Source organism: Type-D symbiont of Plautia stali, assembly GCF_001485335.1.
Lineage (GTDB): Bacteria > Pseudomonadota > Gammaproteobacteria > Enterobacterales > Enterobacteriaceae > Pantoea > Pantoea vagans_C.
In genome coordinates this window covers 1-13,592 of record NZ_BBOC01000110.1, presented here as the reverse complement: position 1 = coordinate 13,592, position 13,592 = coordinate 1, and the positions used below count along the sequence as shown (strand labels likewise).

General features: G+C 55.2%; 13 protein-coding genes. 7 read left to right on the top strand and 6 right to left on the bottom strand.

Annotation, left to right across the window (positions count from 1 at the left end; translation table 11 throughout):
- Positions 1-70: 70 nt before the first annotated feature.
- The 3 genes from PSSD_RS23400 to dbpA form a co-directional block, all read right to left on the bottom strand.
- Positions 71-1,627: a methyl-accepting chemotaxis protein gene (locus PSSD_RS23400; protein ID WP_058973876.1), complete on the bottom strand. Its 1,557-nt coding sequence runs from the start codon at positions 1,625-1,627 to the stop codon at positions 71-73.
- Positions 1,628-1,942: 315 nt separating this feature from the next.
- Positions 1,943-2,905 (bottom strand): chemotaxis protein, encoded by a 963-nt coding sequence (locus tag PSSD_RS23395; protein WP_039333042.1) that lies wholly within the window; start codon positions 2,903-2,905, stop codon positions 1,943-1,945.
- A 125-nt stretch (positions 2,906-3,030) separates the two neighbouring features.
- Positions 3,031-4,410, bottom strand: a complete 1,380-nt coding sequence (gene dbpA / locus PSSD_RS23390) for an ATP-dependent RNA helicase DbpA (RefSeq protein ID WP_058973877.1) — start codon at positions 4,408-4,410, stop codon at positions 3,031-3,033.
- Between the two features lie 390 nt (positions 4,411-4,800).
- On the opposite strand from dbpA, the gene PSSD_RS23385 reads away from it, so the two are divergent.
- Positions 4,801-4,998 carry a hypothetical protein gene (locus PSSD_RS23385; RefSeq protein ID WP_039333073.1) on the top strand — a complete coding sequence of 66 codons (198 nt, stop codon included), beginning with the start codon at positions 4,801-4,803 and terminating at the stop codon, positions 4,996-4,998.
- Between the two features lie 76 nt (positions 4,999-5,074).
- Here the strand turns inward: PSSD_RS23385 and PSSD_RS23380 are convergent, their stop codons facing one another.
- Together PSSD_RS23380 and PSSD_RS23375 are read right to left on the bottom strand one after the other, a co-directional pair.
- On the bottom strand, positions 5,075-6,442 hold the full coding sequence (locus PSSD_RS23380) for an amidohydrolase family protein (protein WP_058973875.1): 1,368 nt from the start codon (positions 6,440-6,442) through the stop codon (positions 5,075-5,077).
- Between the two features lie 89 nt (positions 6,443-6,531).
- Positions 6,532-7,392 carry a LysR family transcriptional regulator gene (locus PSSD_RS23375; protein WP_058973874.1) on the bottom strand — a complete coding sequence of 287 codons (861 nt, stop codon included), beginning with the start codon at positions 7,390-7,392 and terminating at the stop codon, positions 6,532-6,534.
- An 87-nt stretch (positions 7,393-7,479) separates the two neighbouring features.
- Here PSSD_RS23375 and PSSD_RS23370 point away from each other — a divergent pair, with 87 nt between their 5' ends.
- The 6 genes from PSSD_RS23370 to yniD all read left to right on the top strand — a co-directional run bounded on the left by PSSD_RS23370 (position 7,480) and on the right by yniD (position 13,175).
- Positions 7,480-8,652 carry a cyanate transporter gene (locus tag PSSD_RS23370; protein ID WP_058973873.1) on the top strand — a complete coding sequence of 391 codons (1,173 nt, stop codon included), beginning with the start codon at positions 7,480-7,482 and terminating at the stop codon, positions 8,650-8,652.
- A 225-nt stretch (positions 8,653-8,877) separates the two neighbouring features.
- Positions 8,878-10,527, top strand: coding sequence for an L-lactate permease (lldP, locus tag PSSD_RS23365; protein ID WP_058973872.1), 1,650 nt, complete (start codon positions 8,878-8,880; stop codon positions 10,525-10,527).
- Complete coding sequence (gene lldR, locus PSSD_RS23360) at positions 10,524-11,309, top strand: transcriptional regulator LldR (protein ID WP_058973871.1); 786 nt, start codon at positions 10,524-10,526, stop codon at positions 11,307-11,309. The genes lldP and lldR overlap by 4 nt, the downstream gene beginning before the upstream one ends.
- Positions 11,309-12,499: an FMN-dependent L-lactate dehydrogenase LldD gene (lldD, locus tag PSSD_RS23355; RefSeq protein WP_039333056.1), complete on the top strand. Its 1,191-nt coding sequence runs from the start codon at positions 11,309-11,311 to the stop codon at positions 12,497-12,499. Before lldR ends, lldD begins: the two co-directional genes overlap by 1 nt.
- A 61-nt stretch (positions 12,500-12,560) precedes the next feature.
- On the top strand, positions 12,561-12,989 hold the full coding sequence (locus tag PSSD_RS23350) for an OsmC family protein (protein WP_039333059.1): 429 nt from the start codon (positions 12,561-12,563) through the stop codon (positions 12,987-12,989).
- A 78-nt stretch (positions 12,990-13,067) separates the two neighbouring features.
- Positions 13,068-13,175 carry a small membrane protein YniD gene (gene yniD, locus PSSD_RS28225; protein ID WP_021507251.1) on the top strand — a complete coding sequence of 36 codons (108 nt, stop codon included), beginning with the start codon at positions 13,068-13,070 and terminating at the stop codon, positions 13,173-13,175.
- Between the two features lie 114 nt (positions 13,176-13,289).
- Here the strand turns inward: yniD and PSSD_RS23340 are convergent, their stop codons facing one another.
- Positions 13,290-13,523, bottom strand: a complete 234-nt coding sequence (locus tag PSSD_RS23340) for a hypothetical protein (RefSeq protein ID WP_039333063.1) — start codon at positions 13,521-13,523, stop codon at positions 13,290-13,292.
- Positions 13,524-13,592 lie beyond the last annotated feature (69 nt).

Genomic DNA, 13,592 nt, shown 5'->3' with positions numbered 1-13,592 from the left:
TAAATGCGCACCTTACAAAAATCACTGCCGAAGTAGGGTCGCCATTGATGGCGACCTGACCGCAATAAAATTACACCGCTGCCGTCTTAAACACACTCATTGACTGCGCCAGACGATCGGCCTGTTCCTGCAACGCCTGAGAAGCGGCAGACGCTTCCTGCACCAGTGCGGCGTTCTGCTGCGTCACCGCTTCCATCTGGGTAATCGCCAGATTGATCTCACTGATACCACTGCTCTGTTCGCTGCTGGCGATGGTAATCTCACTCATGATGTCTGCCACGCTTTTCACGCTATTGACCACTTCGCCAATGGTTGAGCCAGCATGCGTCACCAGACGGCTACCTTCATCCACTTTCGCCACGGAATCTTCAATCAACACTTTGATCTCTTTCGCAGCGGAGGCTGAACGTTGTGCCAGGTTACGCACTTCGGTGGCAACCACCGCAAAACCACGACCCTGTTCACCCGCACGGGCGGCTTCTACTGCGGCATTCAGTGACAGAATGTTGGTCTGGAAGGCGATAGAATCGATCACGCTGATGATGTCGACAATCTTCTTCGAGGAGAGGGTAATGGCTTCCATCTTCTCAATCACTTGTTCCATCACCACGCCGCCTTCTTTCGCGACAGTTGAGGTGGTGGCGACCAACTGATTAGCTTCACGCGCATTATCGGCATTGTGCTTCACGGTGGCGGTCATCTGCTCCATCGCCGAGGCGGTCTCTTCCAGTGAACTGGCTTGTTGCTCGGTGCGGGAAGAGAGATCGATGTTGCCGCTGGAAATCTGATTGGAAGCCACGGCAATGGTGTCAGAACCGGCGCGGACATTGGAGACAATGGTCAACAGATTGTCATTCATCGCCTGCAGTGCCTGCATCAATACTGAGGTTTCGTCTTTCCCGCTGACTTCAATGTGTGAACTGAGGTCGCCAGCTGCCACTTTTCCGGCAATTTCTACCGCTTCATTCAGTGGGCGAACAATCGAACGGGTCAGCATAAAGCCAAGCAGTACCGAGGCGGCAATGGCGATAGCAGAGAAGATCAAGGTGATTTCAATCGCGGTGGAGCCATCATCAATAATGCCGGAACCTTCTTTACGCAGCTGGTCTGACTGGGAATTGGCAAAAGCGACCGCGCTGTCGAGATAGGTATTCTGCGTACTGGTGATTTTTTTCAGTACAAAGGTGCTGGCCTCTTCCAGCTTGCCAGCGCGAACCAGATCCAGCACTTCATTCTTCTGCTGTTCGAACAACTGGCTGGCAGCCAGTAGACCGGCGATTTTCTTTTTACCAATCTCAGTCACCTGAATCGCTTCGATCTTTTTCATCGCGCTATTAGTGCGTTCAGTGGCTTCATCCAACTGCTTAAAGCGCTGCACATTGTATTCTGGACGCAGGGTATCGATCACCATGCCACGCAGATACTTGATCTGATCGTTGACGCCATCACGCACATCAAAACCAAGACGCACCTTCACATAGCGATCTTCCACAATAGAGGTGATGCCATTTTTAATGTTGTTGATTTTCATAATCGACGTCACGCCGACCACGCCTAACAGTGCCACAACCAAACCAAAGGCAATCCCTAAACGGACGCCCACTTTCATATTCTTTAAGCTCAACATTGGTTCTCCCCGTAATGCCAAAATGTGTTGTTTTCAAAATGGAAAAGCAGGCGTGCAGCCTGCATCAGGTTGATGTTTTATATAGTAAAAATACTTTACCAGCGTGATTAATCTGGTATGGCAGCGCCGGTGTCAGCGCTATCAGTTATCGGTTGTTAATGTTTTAACTTTAATTTTTTAGAGGTGGGTCACAAATTCGTTAGATTTGTTAACTATTTGATCGTGATGTAAGGGCGTCCTTCAGGCCACCCGTCATTCAGCAGGCATAAAAAAGGCGCGAATCATCGCGCCTTAGGGAGTTGTACAGATTTTGAATTAACGTTTCTTCTCTAACACGCGATGAATCACGCTCGACAATTCGTTGATCTCAAACTTAGCGACATAGCCATCGGCGCCGACCTTGCGCACGTGATCTTCATTGGCGCTGCCGGAAAGTGACGAGTGAATCACCACCGGAATCTGGCGCAGGGTTTCATCGCGTTTAATATTGCGCGTCAGGGTAAAGCCATCCATCTCTGGCATTTCCAGATCGGTCAACACCAAGGCGATCTTATCGTGAATCGATTCGCCAGCCGCTGCCGCTTCTTTCTGCATATCGTTGATTTTTATCCAGGCTTCCAGGCCCGTGTTGTGCATGATGGCCGGTATGCCCATGCTTTTCAGGCCCTGTTCCAGTAGCTGACGCGCCACTTTGGAGTCCTCTGCCACGATCGCGACCTGACCAGGCTTCAGATTGAAATTTTTAGCCGTTTCTTCGCTTGGCTCGACACCGCGTACAGAAGGAATGATGTCATACAGAATTTGTTCAACGTCCAGCACCAGCGCCAGATTGTTGCTCTCACCGTCGGTATCAAGGCAGGCAATACTGGTGATGTTGCGGCTGCCAATACCGGCTTCCGCGGTGTGCACCTGGTTCCAGTCAAGACGGACAATGTTCTCAACCGATTCCACCGCAAAGGCTTGGGTGCTGCGGGCGTATTCAGTGACCAACAGCAAGTTAAGACCGGTTTCCGGTTTACAGCCGGTTACCGCAGGCAGATCGATCACCGGGATAAACTGGCCGCGAATGCTGGCCATGCCCAGCAGCGGAGATTGCATGCCTGCGGCACGGGTGATGGTCGGCATCGGTACGATTTCGCGCAGTTTAAACACGTTAATACCGTACAGCTCAGATTTGCCTTTCAGCTGATCGGAACCCAGGCGGAACAGCAGCAGTTCGAATTTATTGGAAAGCGCAAGGTTGGCGCGTTCATCGATCTCTTTCTGAAAATTATCCATCATGGCCTCAAGCAGAATCTGGGCGGGGTAAGGGGCAATGATTAACTTATCGGCAGCGGGAGAAAAAAATGAAGGGGGAAGGGCAGAAATTTTGCACGAGGACGAATGCCCTCGCGCAATCGCATTTACTTCAGCAAAATGGCGCGCACGCTTTTGCCTTTGATCTTGCCTTCTTTCAACTTGATCAGCGCTTTCTTCGCCTGCGAGGCATCGATCGCCACATAAGCATGGGTCTGAGTCAGGTCGATCTTACCGATCTGATCGCCACTGAAACCTGCTTCGCCGGTCAGCGCGCCCAAAATATCGCCGGGACGAATTTTGGCTTTGCGGCCACCATCAATACACAGAGTCATCATGGCGGCGGGCAGTGCCTGTGCGGCTTTGCCTTTTAGTGTCGCGGAGGAGACCCAGTTCAGTTTTTGGCTCAGATACTCTTCCAGCGCATTGGCGCGGGCCATTTCATCAGGGGCAACGAAGCTCACCGCCATGCCTTTCTCACCTGCGCGGCCGGTACGACCAATACGGTGAACATGCACTTCGGGGTCCCACGCCAGCTGGAAATTCACCACTAAGGCCAGCGATTTAATATCCAGCCCGCGAGCCGCCACATCGGTGGCGATCAGCACACGGATACTGCCATTCGCGAAGCGGATCAGGACGCGCTCACGATCGCGCTGCTCCAGATCGCCATGCAGCGCCAGGGCGCTGATTTGACGATCGTTTAGCGCAGCGGCGATGTCATCACATTCACGCTTAGTGTTGCAGAACACCACGCAGGATGCCGGTTGATGCTGGCTGAGCAGGGCGCTTAACAGGTTGCCACGCTCATTGGCGCTGGCTTCAATAAACTGCTGTTCGATGGCAGGCAGTTCCGCTTTATCTTCCGTGGCGACGGCCAGGGCATCACGCTGGAAACGCTGGCTGAGGCTGGCAATGGTGTCCGGCCAGGTGGCAGAGAACAGCAGCGTCTGGCGGGTGACAGGCGTGAAACCGATGATCGCTTCCATATCATCACGGAAACCCATCTCCAGCATGCGATCGGCTTCATCCAGCACTAGCGTTTGCAATGCATTGAGATCGAGATTGTCACGCTTGAGGTGATCCAGAATACGGCCCGGCGTGCCGACCACGATATGAGGGGCGTGCACCAGTGAATCCCTTTGCGCACTCATTGGTTGCCCACCGCACAGGGTCAGAATTTTGATGTTGCGGGTAAACCGTGCCAGCTGACGCAGCACATTACTGACCTGGTCGGCCAGTTCACGCGTGGGGCACAACACCAGCGCCTGAGTCTGGAAGCGGCTGATATCAATGCGTTGCAGCAACCCGATACCAAAGGCGGCCGTTTTGCCGCTGCCGGTTTTCGCCTGCGCACGTACGTCGCGCCCTTCAAGAATGGCGGGCAGAGAAGCGGCCTGAATCGGCGTCATGGCGTCGAAACCCATCTCGCGCAGGTTGTCGAGTTGGCTGGCTGGGAGTTGCGTCAGGGTAGAAAAAGCGGTCACGGGAATATCTCGAATAGCGGTCAGGATTGCGGCGGTCAGTCTGGCAGAAAGGGGCGGCATCGGCAATGACAATTGCGTTATTGGTAACCTGTGGAAACCGATTAGCAGTGCAATCGATTGTGGTTTTTTTAAGCGACAATAGATGTAATGTTTTAATCAATTTCATGTGGTCATCAAAAAAGGCTGATGAGGATAAAAAGCCTTTCCTGATAAAAAAGGTGCAATTAGCGTTAATAAAAGGACTATATAACGTCGAATTGGCGCCATTTTCTCCTATGTTACGCTTATGTGTCACTTAAGATGGGTAAAATTCCGATTAAAATAACCCACCGCTTTGCTTTATATTTAGCGCGCCATTTGGCAAACAATAATACATTCAGAGGTCTGACTTTGAGTCATTACGTCCAGGGACAGAACGAAGACATTCTGAAAATCGTCGGCCGCGCCGTGTTAACGCTGCATCTGCATGGAGAGACCTTATCATCTGATAAAGTCAGTTCCATGATTGCCTGTTACGCGGAAGAAGAGCCTGTTAGCGACGATGAAAACCAGCGCTTATATGCGCTGGCCATTCAGATGTTATCGTAAATCCAGCCACTCACATGGGGCGCGTGTCGCCCATGTCTTTCGTTCATAAAGCCTCCTTCGGGAGGCTTTTTTGCTGTCAGGCGCTGAATACCGGCGTTCCATTATGGAAAGTGGCGCGCACCGGTGAGATACGGGCCACGGCTTCGGCAGAGCAGCTCGCCTCAACCAGCATCATGCTGGCTTCATCCTGCACCTTGGGCCACTGGCGTTCGCCTTGATTCGATAGTGGCAAAATGCCGCCGGTGGCGATGTGTAGCGCGCGGCTCAGGCCAAACTCATCGGAACCGCGATAGAGTTGAGCGTACAGGTTGGCTTTCTCCAGCATGCTGCCGGTGCCAAACGGTGACCAGTGATCGATGACGCTGTCGGTGCCGGTCATCACCGTGATGCCCGCCGCCTGCAGTTGCGGCAGTGGCATGGTCAGTTTGCCGATCGGTATGGTGGAAGCCACGCTCATCTGCTGCTCGGCCATACCTGCAATCATCTTATCCAACGCTTTGCCTTCCAGCGTACCCAGCGCAAAACCATGGCTGAGGGTCACTTTGCCCTTCAGCTGTGGGTTTTTGGCGATGGTGTCGACCATGTATTGAATCGCTGCCACGCCCGATGGAGCGGTTTCGTGCAGGTGGATATCGACACCGCGATTAAAATCCAGCGCGATCTGGAACATCGCGTCCAACGAGGCCTGCATGGCGCCATCGACGTTGGTGGGGTCCAGCCCACCAACATACTGCACGCCCATCTGCATGGCTTCGCGCATCAAACCATCGACCTTCGAGTGCAGCAAGCCGTGCTGTGGGAACGCTACGATCTCGCAGGGGAACTCAGGGTGATTAGCCAGTGCCAGTTTTAAGTGCTCAAGGCTTTGCAGGCCGCTGACCGGATCGATATTGCAATGGCTGCGCGCTTCCGTGGTGCCTTTGCTGTGCAGCAGGCCAATCAGGGCTTCGGCGCGCGCTTGGGAAGTGGGCAGCAATTGCGGTATCAGGACCTGCTCGCGGGCAATCATATCCATGATGGTTTTGCCCTGGCGCGGGCGCGGTGCTTCCCACGGCCCACTGTAAAAGGTCTTGTCCAGATGAATATGCATATCGCGAGTGCGTGGCAGCAATAGTGCGCCGTTGGCATCCCATTGCGGGATAGCGCTGTTACGCGCTTTGCTGGCGGCATCAATGGCGGCGAATTTGCCGTCTTTTATGGTGATGTCATACAGCGCAGTGTGCGTGGCGATAATGTCGTTACCGTCGCGCTCAAAGCCCTCTTCGAGGCGGACGTTAAGGATTTGGTAATGGGAAACGCGAGGGGGTGGCGTCTTTACCTGAGGTGTGGCGGTTGAACCTGTTTGTGCGGCCGCGCTCATACCGGCAGCCAACAGGCTACCGGCGGCTGTGAGGCGCACACCCTGGCTAATAAAATCGCGACGGCTGGGAGAAGTGAAAGGCATCAGAGGCTCCAGTCAATAAAGAAAAAGCTAATCTGGCAAAACCTGGGCCGCTGCGCTGCGATATTTCCCACTGCTGAGCAGTGGAAAAATCACTGCCAGGTCAAATGGCAAAACTCAACGAGTGCGGCTGCCAGCGATTGCTGAAGGTCGTCCTGAGGTGAGCGACAGAACAGCGCCAGCTCGAAATGATTAACCGGTGGCAAACCCTCTGCTTCATCGAGCACGCGATGCCCTGGCAGGCGACAGCTGGCAGGCAACAACGTCAAGCCCAGTCCAGCGGCGCTGGCGCTGGCGAGCGCCACTAAGCTGGCACTGCTGTAGCTGATGCGCCAGCTGCGGCCGAGCGTATCCAACGTCTGGCACATCTCCTCGCGATACAGCCCCAGTTGCGGAAAAACCACTAAAGGCACCGGCGTTTGCTCAAAGCAGGGATGTTCGGCACTGTCCAGCCACAGCAGTGGCTCCGGGCGCGAGGCGAGGGGGCGTTCACCACCGGGCTGCTTGATCAACATGATATCCAGCTCTTCACGCTGCCAGGCGCGATGGAGATCAACATACATCCCGCTCATCACATCGAGGCGCAGTTGCGGATGTTCACGGCTGAACTGCGCCAACAACCCTGCGGTCGGTGCAGCAAAATCCTCGGGTACGCCCAGGCGCATGACGCCGTCGCGCCATTTATCGCTCAGCACATCATGCGCTTCGCCATTCAGGGCAATAATTCGACGGGCATAGCCGAGCAGTTTTTCGCCCTCTTCCGTGAGTACCACCTGATGCGAAGTGCGCTCCAGCAAGGCTTTGCCGACCATCTCCTCTAACCGACGTACCTGCTGGCTGACGGTGGATTGCGACAGGTGCACCCGCTCAGCGGCGCGGGTGAAGCTGGCCGTTTCACATACGGCGACAAAACTCAGCAGTTGCTGCGGGGTAAACATCGGCTGACGATTCATTTTTCCACTGTTCACTATGGTGTTATTTCATTTCCAAATAGTATCGATTGCTGCGACCCTGACAACCTATTTTCAGCAGGATTGTGTATGAATCGACATTATTACGGACTAACACTCGGCGCTTTAGTGCTCGCTGGGCTGAATATGCGTCCGTTTCTCACTTCTCTTAGCCCATTACTCGGTCAGTTGCGTCAGGTTATGGAGCTCTCTTCACTGGCCGCGTCTTTGTTACCCGCCATACCGATGATGATGATGGGTGCGGTGGCATTAGCCGGTGCGTCTCTGATGCAGCGTTTTCCTCTCCAGCGGTTATTGATTGCCGGTCTGGCTTTGCTGTTTGTCGCACTGCTGGCACGCAGCAGCATTCAAACGGGCACAGAGCTAGTGATCAGTGCGCTGTTCGCCGGCCTTGGGGTGGGTGTTGTGCAGATGGTGATGCCGGGATTGATCCGCCAGCGCTTTGCAAAACACAGTGCAGCAATCACCGGATTATGGGCAGGCGCGCTGATGGGCGGCGGTGGGTTGGGGGCGGCGCTCTCACCCTGGCTGAGCGCGCATTTTGGCTGGGAGAGTGCGCTGTCTGGCTGGGCATTCCCGGCCATACTGGCAATGGCGCTGTGGTTAACCGTGCACGTTCCTGCGGCGCAAAATGTGGAAAAAATCACACTGCCTGCGCTGTGGCGCAAACCCCGCGCCTGGTCACTGGCGTTGAGCTTTGGCTTGGTGAATGGGGGCTATGCGACCTGTGTCGCCTGGTTGCCGGATGCCTATCATCATCTGGGCTGGTCAGCACAGGCGGGTGGTTCACTGTTGGGGGCGATGATCCTGTGTCAGGTGGCGGGTGCGCTGCTAATGCCACTGCTGGCGCGTAAGGCGGATCGTCGACCTCAGTTGATTATCAGTCTGGTTTGCCAGTTGGTGGGCATGTGCGGATTCCTGTTTGCACCGCTGCTGGCACCCTGGTTGTGGGCGGCGATTGCCGGTTTCGGCCTCGGCGCTGCATTTCCTCTTGCCATGGTACTGGCGCTGGAGCATTTACCGCATCCCCAGGCTGGTGCGCGTCTGGTGGCGTTTATGCAGGGAGCTGGCTTTATTATCGCGGGTTGCATGCCGTTTATCGCTGGGCAGTTGCAGGCATTGACCGGCAGTTTTAACAGCGTGTGGATGATGCAAGGTGCGGTAACGCTCGGACTGATCGTGCTCAACCTGCGTTTTCATCCCCACAGTTATGGTCGGGCTTTTGGTCAGACAGTATGCTGATTGGTCCTACCAAATGAATTGAAATGTTGCCGCATCGTCACATAACTCGAATAATCACGCCATCTCCGTTGCTTTAGGTTAACAATACATTAACCATCTGGCACCAGAAAGCCCCGCACTGCATATTGGTCCTACCAATCTCAGTGAGCAGAAGGGCAAGACCTGCGGCGCAAACCTGCATTGCCGTTGCGCCGTACTCATCTGGTAACCTCTGGAGAAAATGGCATGCTGGTGTGGCAACAAAACTACGATCCGCTCAACAATCTGTGGCTTTCCAGCCTGGTGGCGGTGATCCCCATCGTATTCTTCTTTTTCGCCCTGATTAAGCTCAAGCTGAAAGGCTATCAGGCGGGAACCGCTACGGTTGCCATTGCGCTGCTGGTGGCGCTGTTCCTGTATGGCATGCCGTTGGGCCAGGCGCTGGCCTCCGTGGTTTATGGTTTTCTGTATGGTCTGTGGCCGATTGCGTGGATCATCGTGGCGGCGGTGTTTGTCTATAAAATCTCGGTGAAGACCGGCCAGTTCGACATCATCCGCGCCTCCATCCTGTCGATCACGCCGGATCAGCGCCTGCAAATGCTGATTGTTGGCTTCTCATTCGGTGCCTTCCTGGAAGGGGCGGCGGGCTTTGGTGCGCCGGTGGCGATCACCGCTGCGCTGTTGGTGGGATTGGGCTTCAATCCGCTGTATGCGGCGGGACTGTGTTTGATCGTCAACACCGCGCCGGTGGCATTTGGCGCAATGGGGATTCCGATCATTGTCGCGGGTCAGGTCACCGGACTCGATAGCTTCCAGATCGGCCAGATGGCCGGTCGCCAACTGCCGTTTCTCACCATCATCGTACTGTTCTGGATCATGGCCATCATGGATGGCTGGCGCGGGATTAAAGAGACCTGGCCTGCGGTAATCGTGGCCGGTGGTTCCTTTGCTATTGCGCAGTTCCTGAGTTCAAACTTTCTCGGTCCAGAACTGCCGGATATCATTTCGTCGCTGGCTTCACTGATCTGTCTGACGCTATTCCTGCGTCGCTGGAAACCGGTGCGTATCTTCCGCTTTGATGAGAAAACGGCGGTCGACCCCACACAAACGCCTCAGCGTTACACGTTGGGCCAGATTGTGCGGGCGTGGATGCCATTCCTGTTCCTCACCGCCACGGTGACACTGTGGAGCATTCCGCCGTTCAAAGCGCTGTTTGCGAAAGGCGGCGCGATGTATGAGTGGGTGTTCAGCGTACCAGTGCCGTTACTGCATGAGTTAGTGGCGCGTATGCCGCCGGTGGTGAGTGCCGCCACGCCGTATCCGGCAATTTTCAAATTCGACGTGCTGTCAGCCACCGGTACCGCTATTTTGGTGGCGGCGATATTGTCGGTGATATGGCTGCGTATGAAACCCGCTGCGGCGATCCAGACTTTCGCCGAAACGCTGAGGGAGTTAGCGCTGCCGATTTACTCGATTGGTATGGTGCTGGCGTTTGCCTTTATCTCTAACTATTCCGGTTTGTCTGCCACACTGGCATTAGCGCTGGCGCACACCGGTAATGCCTTTACCTTCTTCTCCCCGTTCCTCGGCTGGTTGGGCGTGTTCCTCACCGGATCTGATACCTCTTCAAATGCGCTGTTTGCTGCGTTGCAGGCCACCACCGCGCAACAGATTGGCGTATCCGATGTGCTGCTGGTGGCGGCGAACACCACCGGCGGTGTGACCGGAAAAATGATTTCGCCACAGTCGATCGCGATTGCCTGTGCCGCCGTAGGGTTGGTCGGCAAGGAATCGGATCTGTTCCGCTTTACCGTCAAACACAGCCTGATTTTCACCTGCATGGTGGGCGTTATCACCACGCTTCAGGCCTATGTTTTAACCTGGATGATTCCATGACAGAAAACACGCCGCGCTTAGCGGATACGCTGCGGGCGCGATTGCGCGCCTGGATTGACGAACACCAACTGGAGCCCGGCATGCGCTTGCCGGCCGAGCGCCAGCTGGCAGCGGAGTTCGGGGTATCGCGCTCGTCGTTGCGAGAGGCGATCCAGCAGTTAATCAGCAGCGGCGTGTTGATCAGTAAACGCGGGGGCGGCACCTGGCTGTGCGAACCGCAGGAACCCTGGTCGGAACAGCGTATTGTCGAGCCGATTCGCCAACTGCTGGCTGACGATCCTGATTACCGCTGGGACATTCTGGAAGCACGCCACGCCATCGAAGCCAGTACCGCCTGGCATGCCGCTCTGCGTGCCACCGAAGCCGACAAAGAGAAGCTGCGTCTGGCTTTTGACGCGCTGTTAAAAATGCACGACTGCGACGATCCCGACCTCGCCGCGCAGGCGGATCTGCGCTTCCATCTCGCTATCGCGGAAGCCTCACACAATGTCGTGCTGCTGCAAACCATGCGCGGCTTTTTTGACCTGTTGCAGTCTTCAGTACTGCATAGCCGCCAGCGTATGTATACCCAGCCGGTGATTTTTAATCGCCTTAATGAACAGCATCAGGCGATGTTCGATGCGGTGATGGCCGGTGATGCCGAAGCGGCCCGTCAGGCGGCGATGGATCACCTTGGCTTTGTGCACTCCACGTTGAAATCGCTCCATGAAGATGAAGCGCGGCAGGCGCGTATTACCCGTCTGCCGGGCGAGTCCCCGGATAATCGTAAGGAAAAAAACTGATGATCATATCTGCAGCCAGTGACTACCGCGCCGCGGCGCAACGCATCCTGCCGCCGTTTTTGTTTCACTACCTTGATGGCGGTGCGTACGCCGAGCACACCTTAAAGCGCAATGTGTCAGACCTTTCGGACGTGGCGCTGCGCCAGCGCGTGCTGAAAAACATGTCCGATCTCAGCCTGGAAACCAAGCTGTTTAATGAAACGCTGTCGATGCCGGTGGCGCTGGCACCCGTGGGGTTGTGCGGTATGTACGCACGTCGGGGGGAAGTGCAGGCGGCGCGTGCGGCGGCGTTGAAAGGCATTCCTTTCACGCTCTCCACCGTCTCGCTGTGCCCAATTGAAGAGGTGGCACCGGCTATCAACCGTCCTATGTGGTTCCAGCTCTACGTGTTGCGCGACCGTGGCTTTATGCGGAATGCGCTGGAACGCGCCAAAGCGGCCGGGTGCTCTACGCTGGTGTTCACGGTGGATATGCCTACGCCCGGCGCACGCTATCGCGATGCACACTCGGGCATGAGCGGTCCAAATGCCGCGATGCGTCGATACTGGCAAGCCGTTACGCATCCACAGTGGGCGTGGGATGTGGGTTTGCACGGGCGTCCGCACGATCTGGGGAATATCTCCGCTTATCTCGGCAAACCCACCGGACTGGAAGATTACATCGGGTGGCTGGCGAATAACTTTGATCCTTCCATCTCATGGAAAGATCTGGAGTGGATCCGCGAGTTCTGGGATGGCCCGATGGTTATTAAAGGGATTCTGGACCCGGAAGATGCCCGTGATGCGGTGCGCTTTGGTGCGGACGGCATTGTGGTCTCTAACCATGGCGGACGTCAGTTGGACGGTGTGCTCTCTTCTGCACGTGCATTACCGGCGATTGCCGATGCAGTGAAGGGCGATATCGCCATTCTGGCGGACAGCGGCATCCGCAACGGTTTAGATGTGGTGCGTATGATCGCTCTCGGTGCTGACACCGTGCTACTGGGACGCGCCTTTATTTATGCGTTAGCCACGCACGGCCAGCGCGGCGTCGAGAACCTGTTAAATCTGATCGAGAAAGAGATGAAAGTGGCGATGACGCTGACCGGCGCGAAGACCATTGCTGAGATCACGCGCGATTCACTGGTGCAGGCGAATGCATTGTTGAGCGAAGCGGGACTGAGTCCAGCACGCCCGCGAGCGGTGAGCTGAAAAAGCAAAAGGAGTGGTCTTGTCTATACTGAATACCTGTCTGACTAACAGGAGGAATGACATGACCATTCATAAGAAAGGATCGGCCCATTGGGAAGGCGATATCAAAGGGAAAGGTACAGTGAGTACGGAAAGCGGCGTGCTGAGCAATCAGCCTTACGGTTTCAATACCCGCTTCGAAGGTGAAAAGGGGACTAACCCGGAAGAGCTGATCGGTGCAGCACACGCAGCGTGCTTCTCCATGGCGTTGTCACTGATGCTCGGTCAGGCTGGCCATCCTCCGAAAAGTATCGATACCACGGCGGATGTCTCGCTGGATAAAAAGGGCGAAGGTTTTGCCATAACCAAAATCGCGCTCACCAGTACCATCGCGCTACCGGGCATTGAGAGCGCGAAATTTGATGAGATTATTCAAAAAGCCAAAGCGGGTTGCCCTGTCTCTCAAGTGCTGAATGCAGAAATCAGTCTGGATTATACGCTGAATAATTAGTCGCCCTTACAAGTTACCAGCGCTAGAATAGCGATGCGCCTCAGGGCGCATCGTTGCTTTCTGCCGTCTGGAGGATGCGTGGCAAAAAAACTGGCTGCGACAAAACACTGGAAGATGATTGTGGTGCTGCTGTGCATTTGCGGCGCGCTGATGCTGATTCGCTGGGCTGCGATGATATGGGGCTAAAAGATTGGGTATGCCGCCATAAGCTCGGGGTATTAGTGATGGTGATTTTGGTACTGGAAGGCGTGCACTATCTGTTAACGGCGTCATGGCTGCCGTGGCAGCTGGGCTAATCCATTACGCGTATTCGTTGTCCGGCTGACGAACGTTACGCACACTGCTGCGCGCAATGCGATACGCCTTGCGTGGGTCTCCCGCCACGAACTCAAAAGTGGGCGAGTAGTAGAATGGCAACCAGCCGCCGAAGCCGCTTTCCCACTCCCACCGCACCGGGCAGGGCCAGAGAATGCCATCATACAAAATGTAATAAACCCAACGTCCGTTTGGACGACGGGGGCGAGTAGTCTTCATGGGATTCACAACGATAATAGTGTAAAGCAGCTTATATTTTGGACGCGATACGCCAATGTTGCAATGCCG

Coding starts and splice junctions, on each gene's coding strand:
- PSSD_RS23375 (WP_058973874.1), bottom strand. CDS start 7,392: ATGAATCGTCAGCCGATGTTTACCCCGCAGCAACTGCTGAGTTTTGTC.
- PSSD_RS23340 (WP_039333063.1), bottom strand. CDS start 13,523: ATGAAGACTACTCGCCCCCGTCGTCCAAACGGACGTTGGGTTTATTAC.
- PSSD_RS23380 (WP_058973875.1), bottom strand. CDS start 6,442: ATGCCTTTCACTTCTCCCAGCCGTCGCGATTTTATTAGCCAGGGTGTG.
- PSSD_RS23350 (WP_039333059.1), top strand. CDS start 12,561: ATGACCATTCATAAGAAAGGATCGGCCCATTGGGAAGGCGATATCAAA.
- PSSD_RS23400 (WP_058973876.1), bottom strand. CDS start 1,627: ATGTTGAGCTTAAAGAATATGAAAGTGGGCGTCCGTTTAGGGATTGCC.
- lldD (WP_039333056.1), top strand. CDS start 11,309: ATGATCATATCTGCAGCCAGTGACTACCGCGCCGCGGCGCAACGCATC.
- lldP (WP_058973872.1), top strand. CDS start 8,878: ATGCTGGTGTGGCAACAAAACTACGATCCGCTCAACAATCTGTGGCTT.
- PSSD_RS23370 (WP_058973873.1), top strand. CDS start 7,480: ATGAATCGACATTATTACGGACTAACACTCGGCGCTTTAGTGCTCGCT.
- PSSD_RS23395 (WP_039333042.1), bottom strand. CDS start 2,905: ATGGATAATTTTCAGAAAGAGATCGATGAACGCGCCAACCTTGCGCTT.
- lldR (WP_058973871.1), top strand. CDS start 10,524: ATGACAGAAAACACGCCGCGCTTAGCGGATACGCTGCGGGCGCGATTG.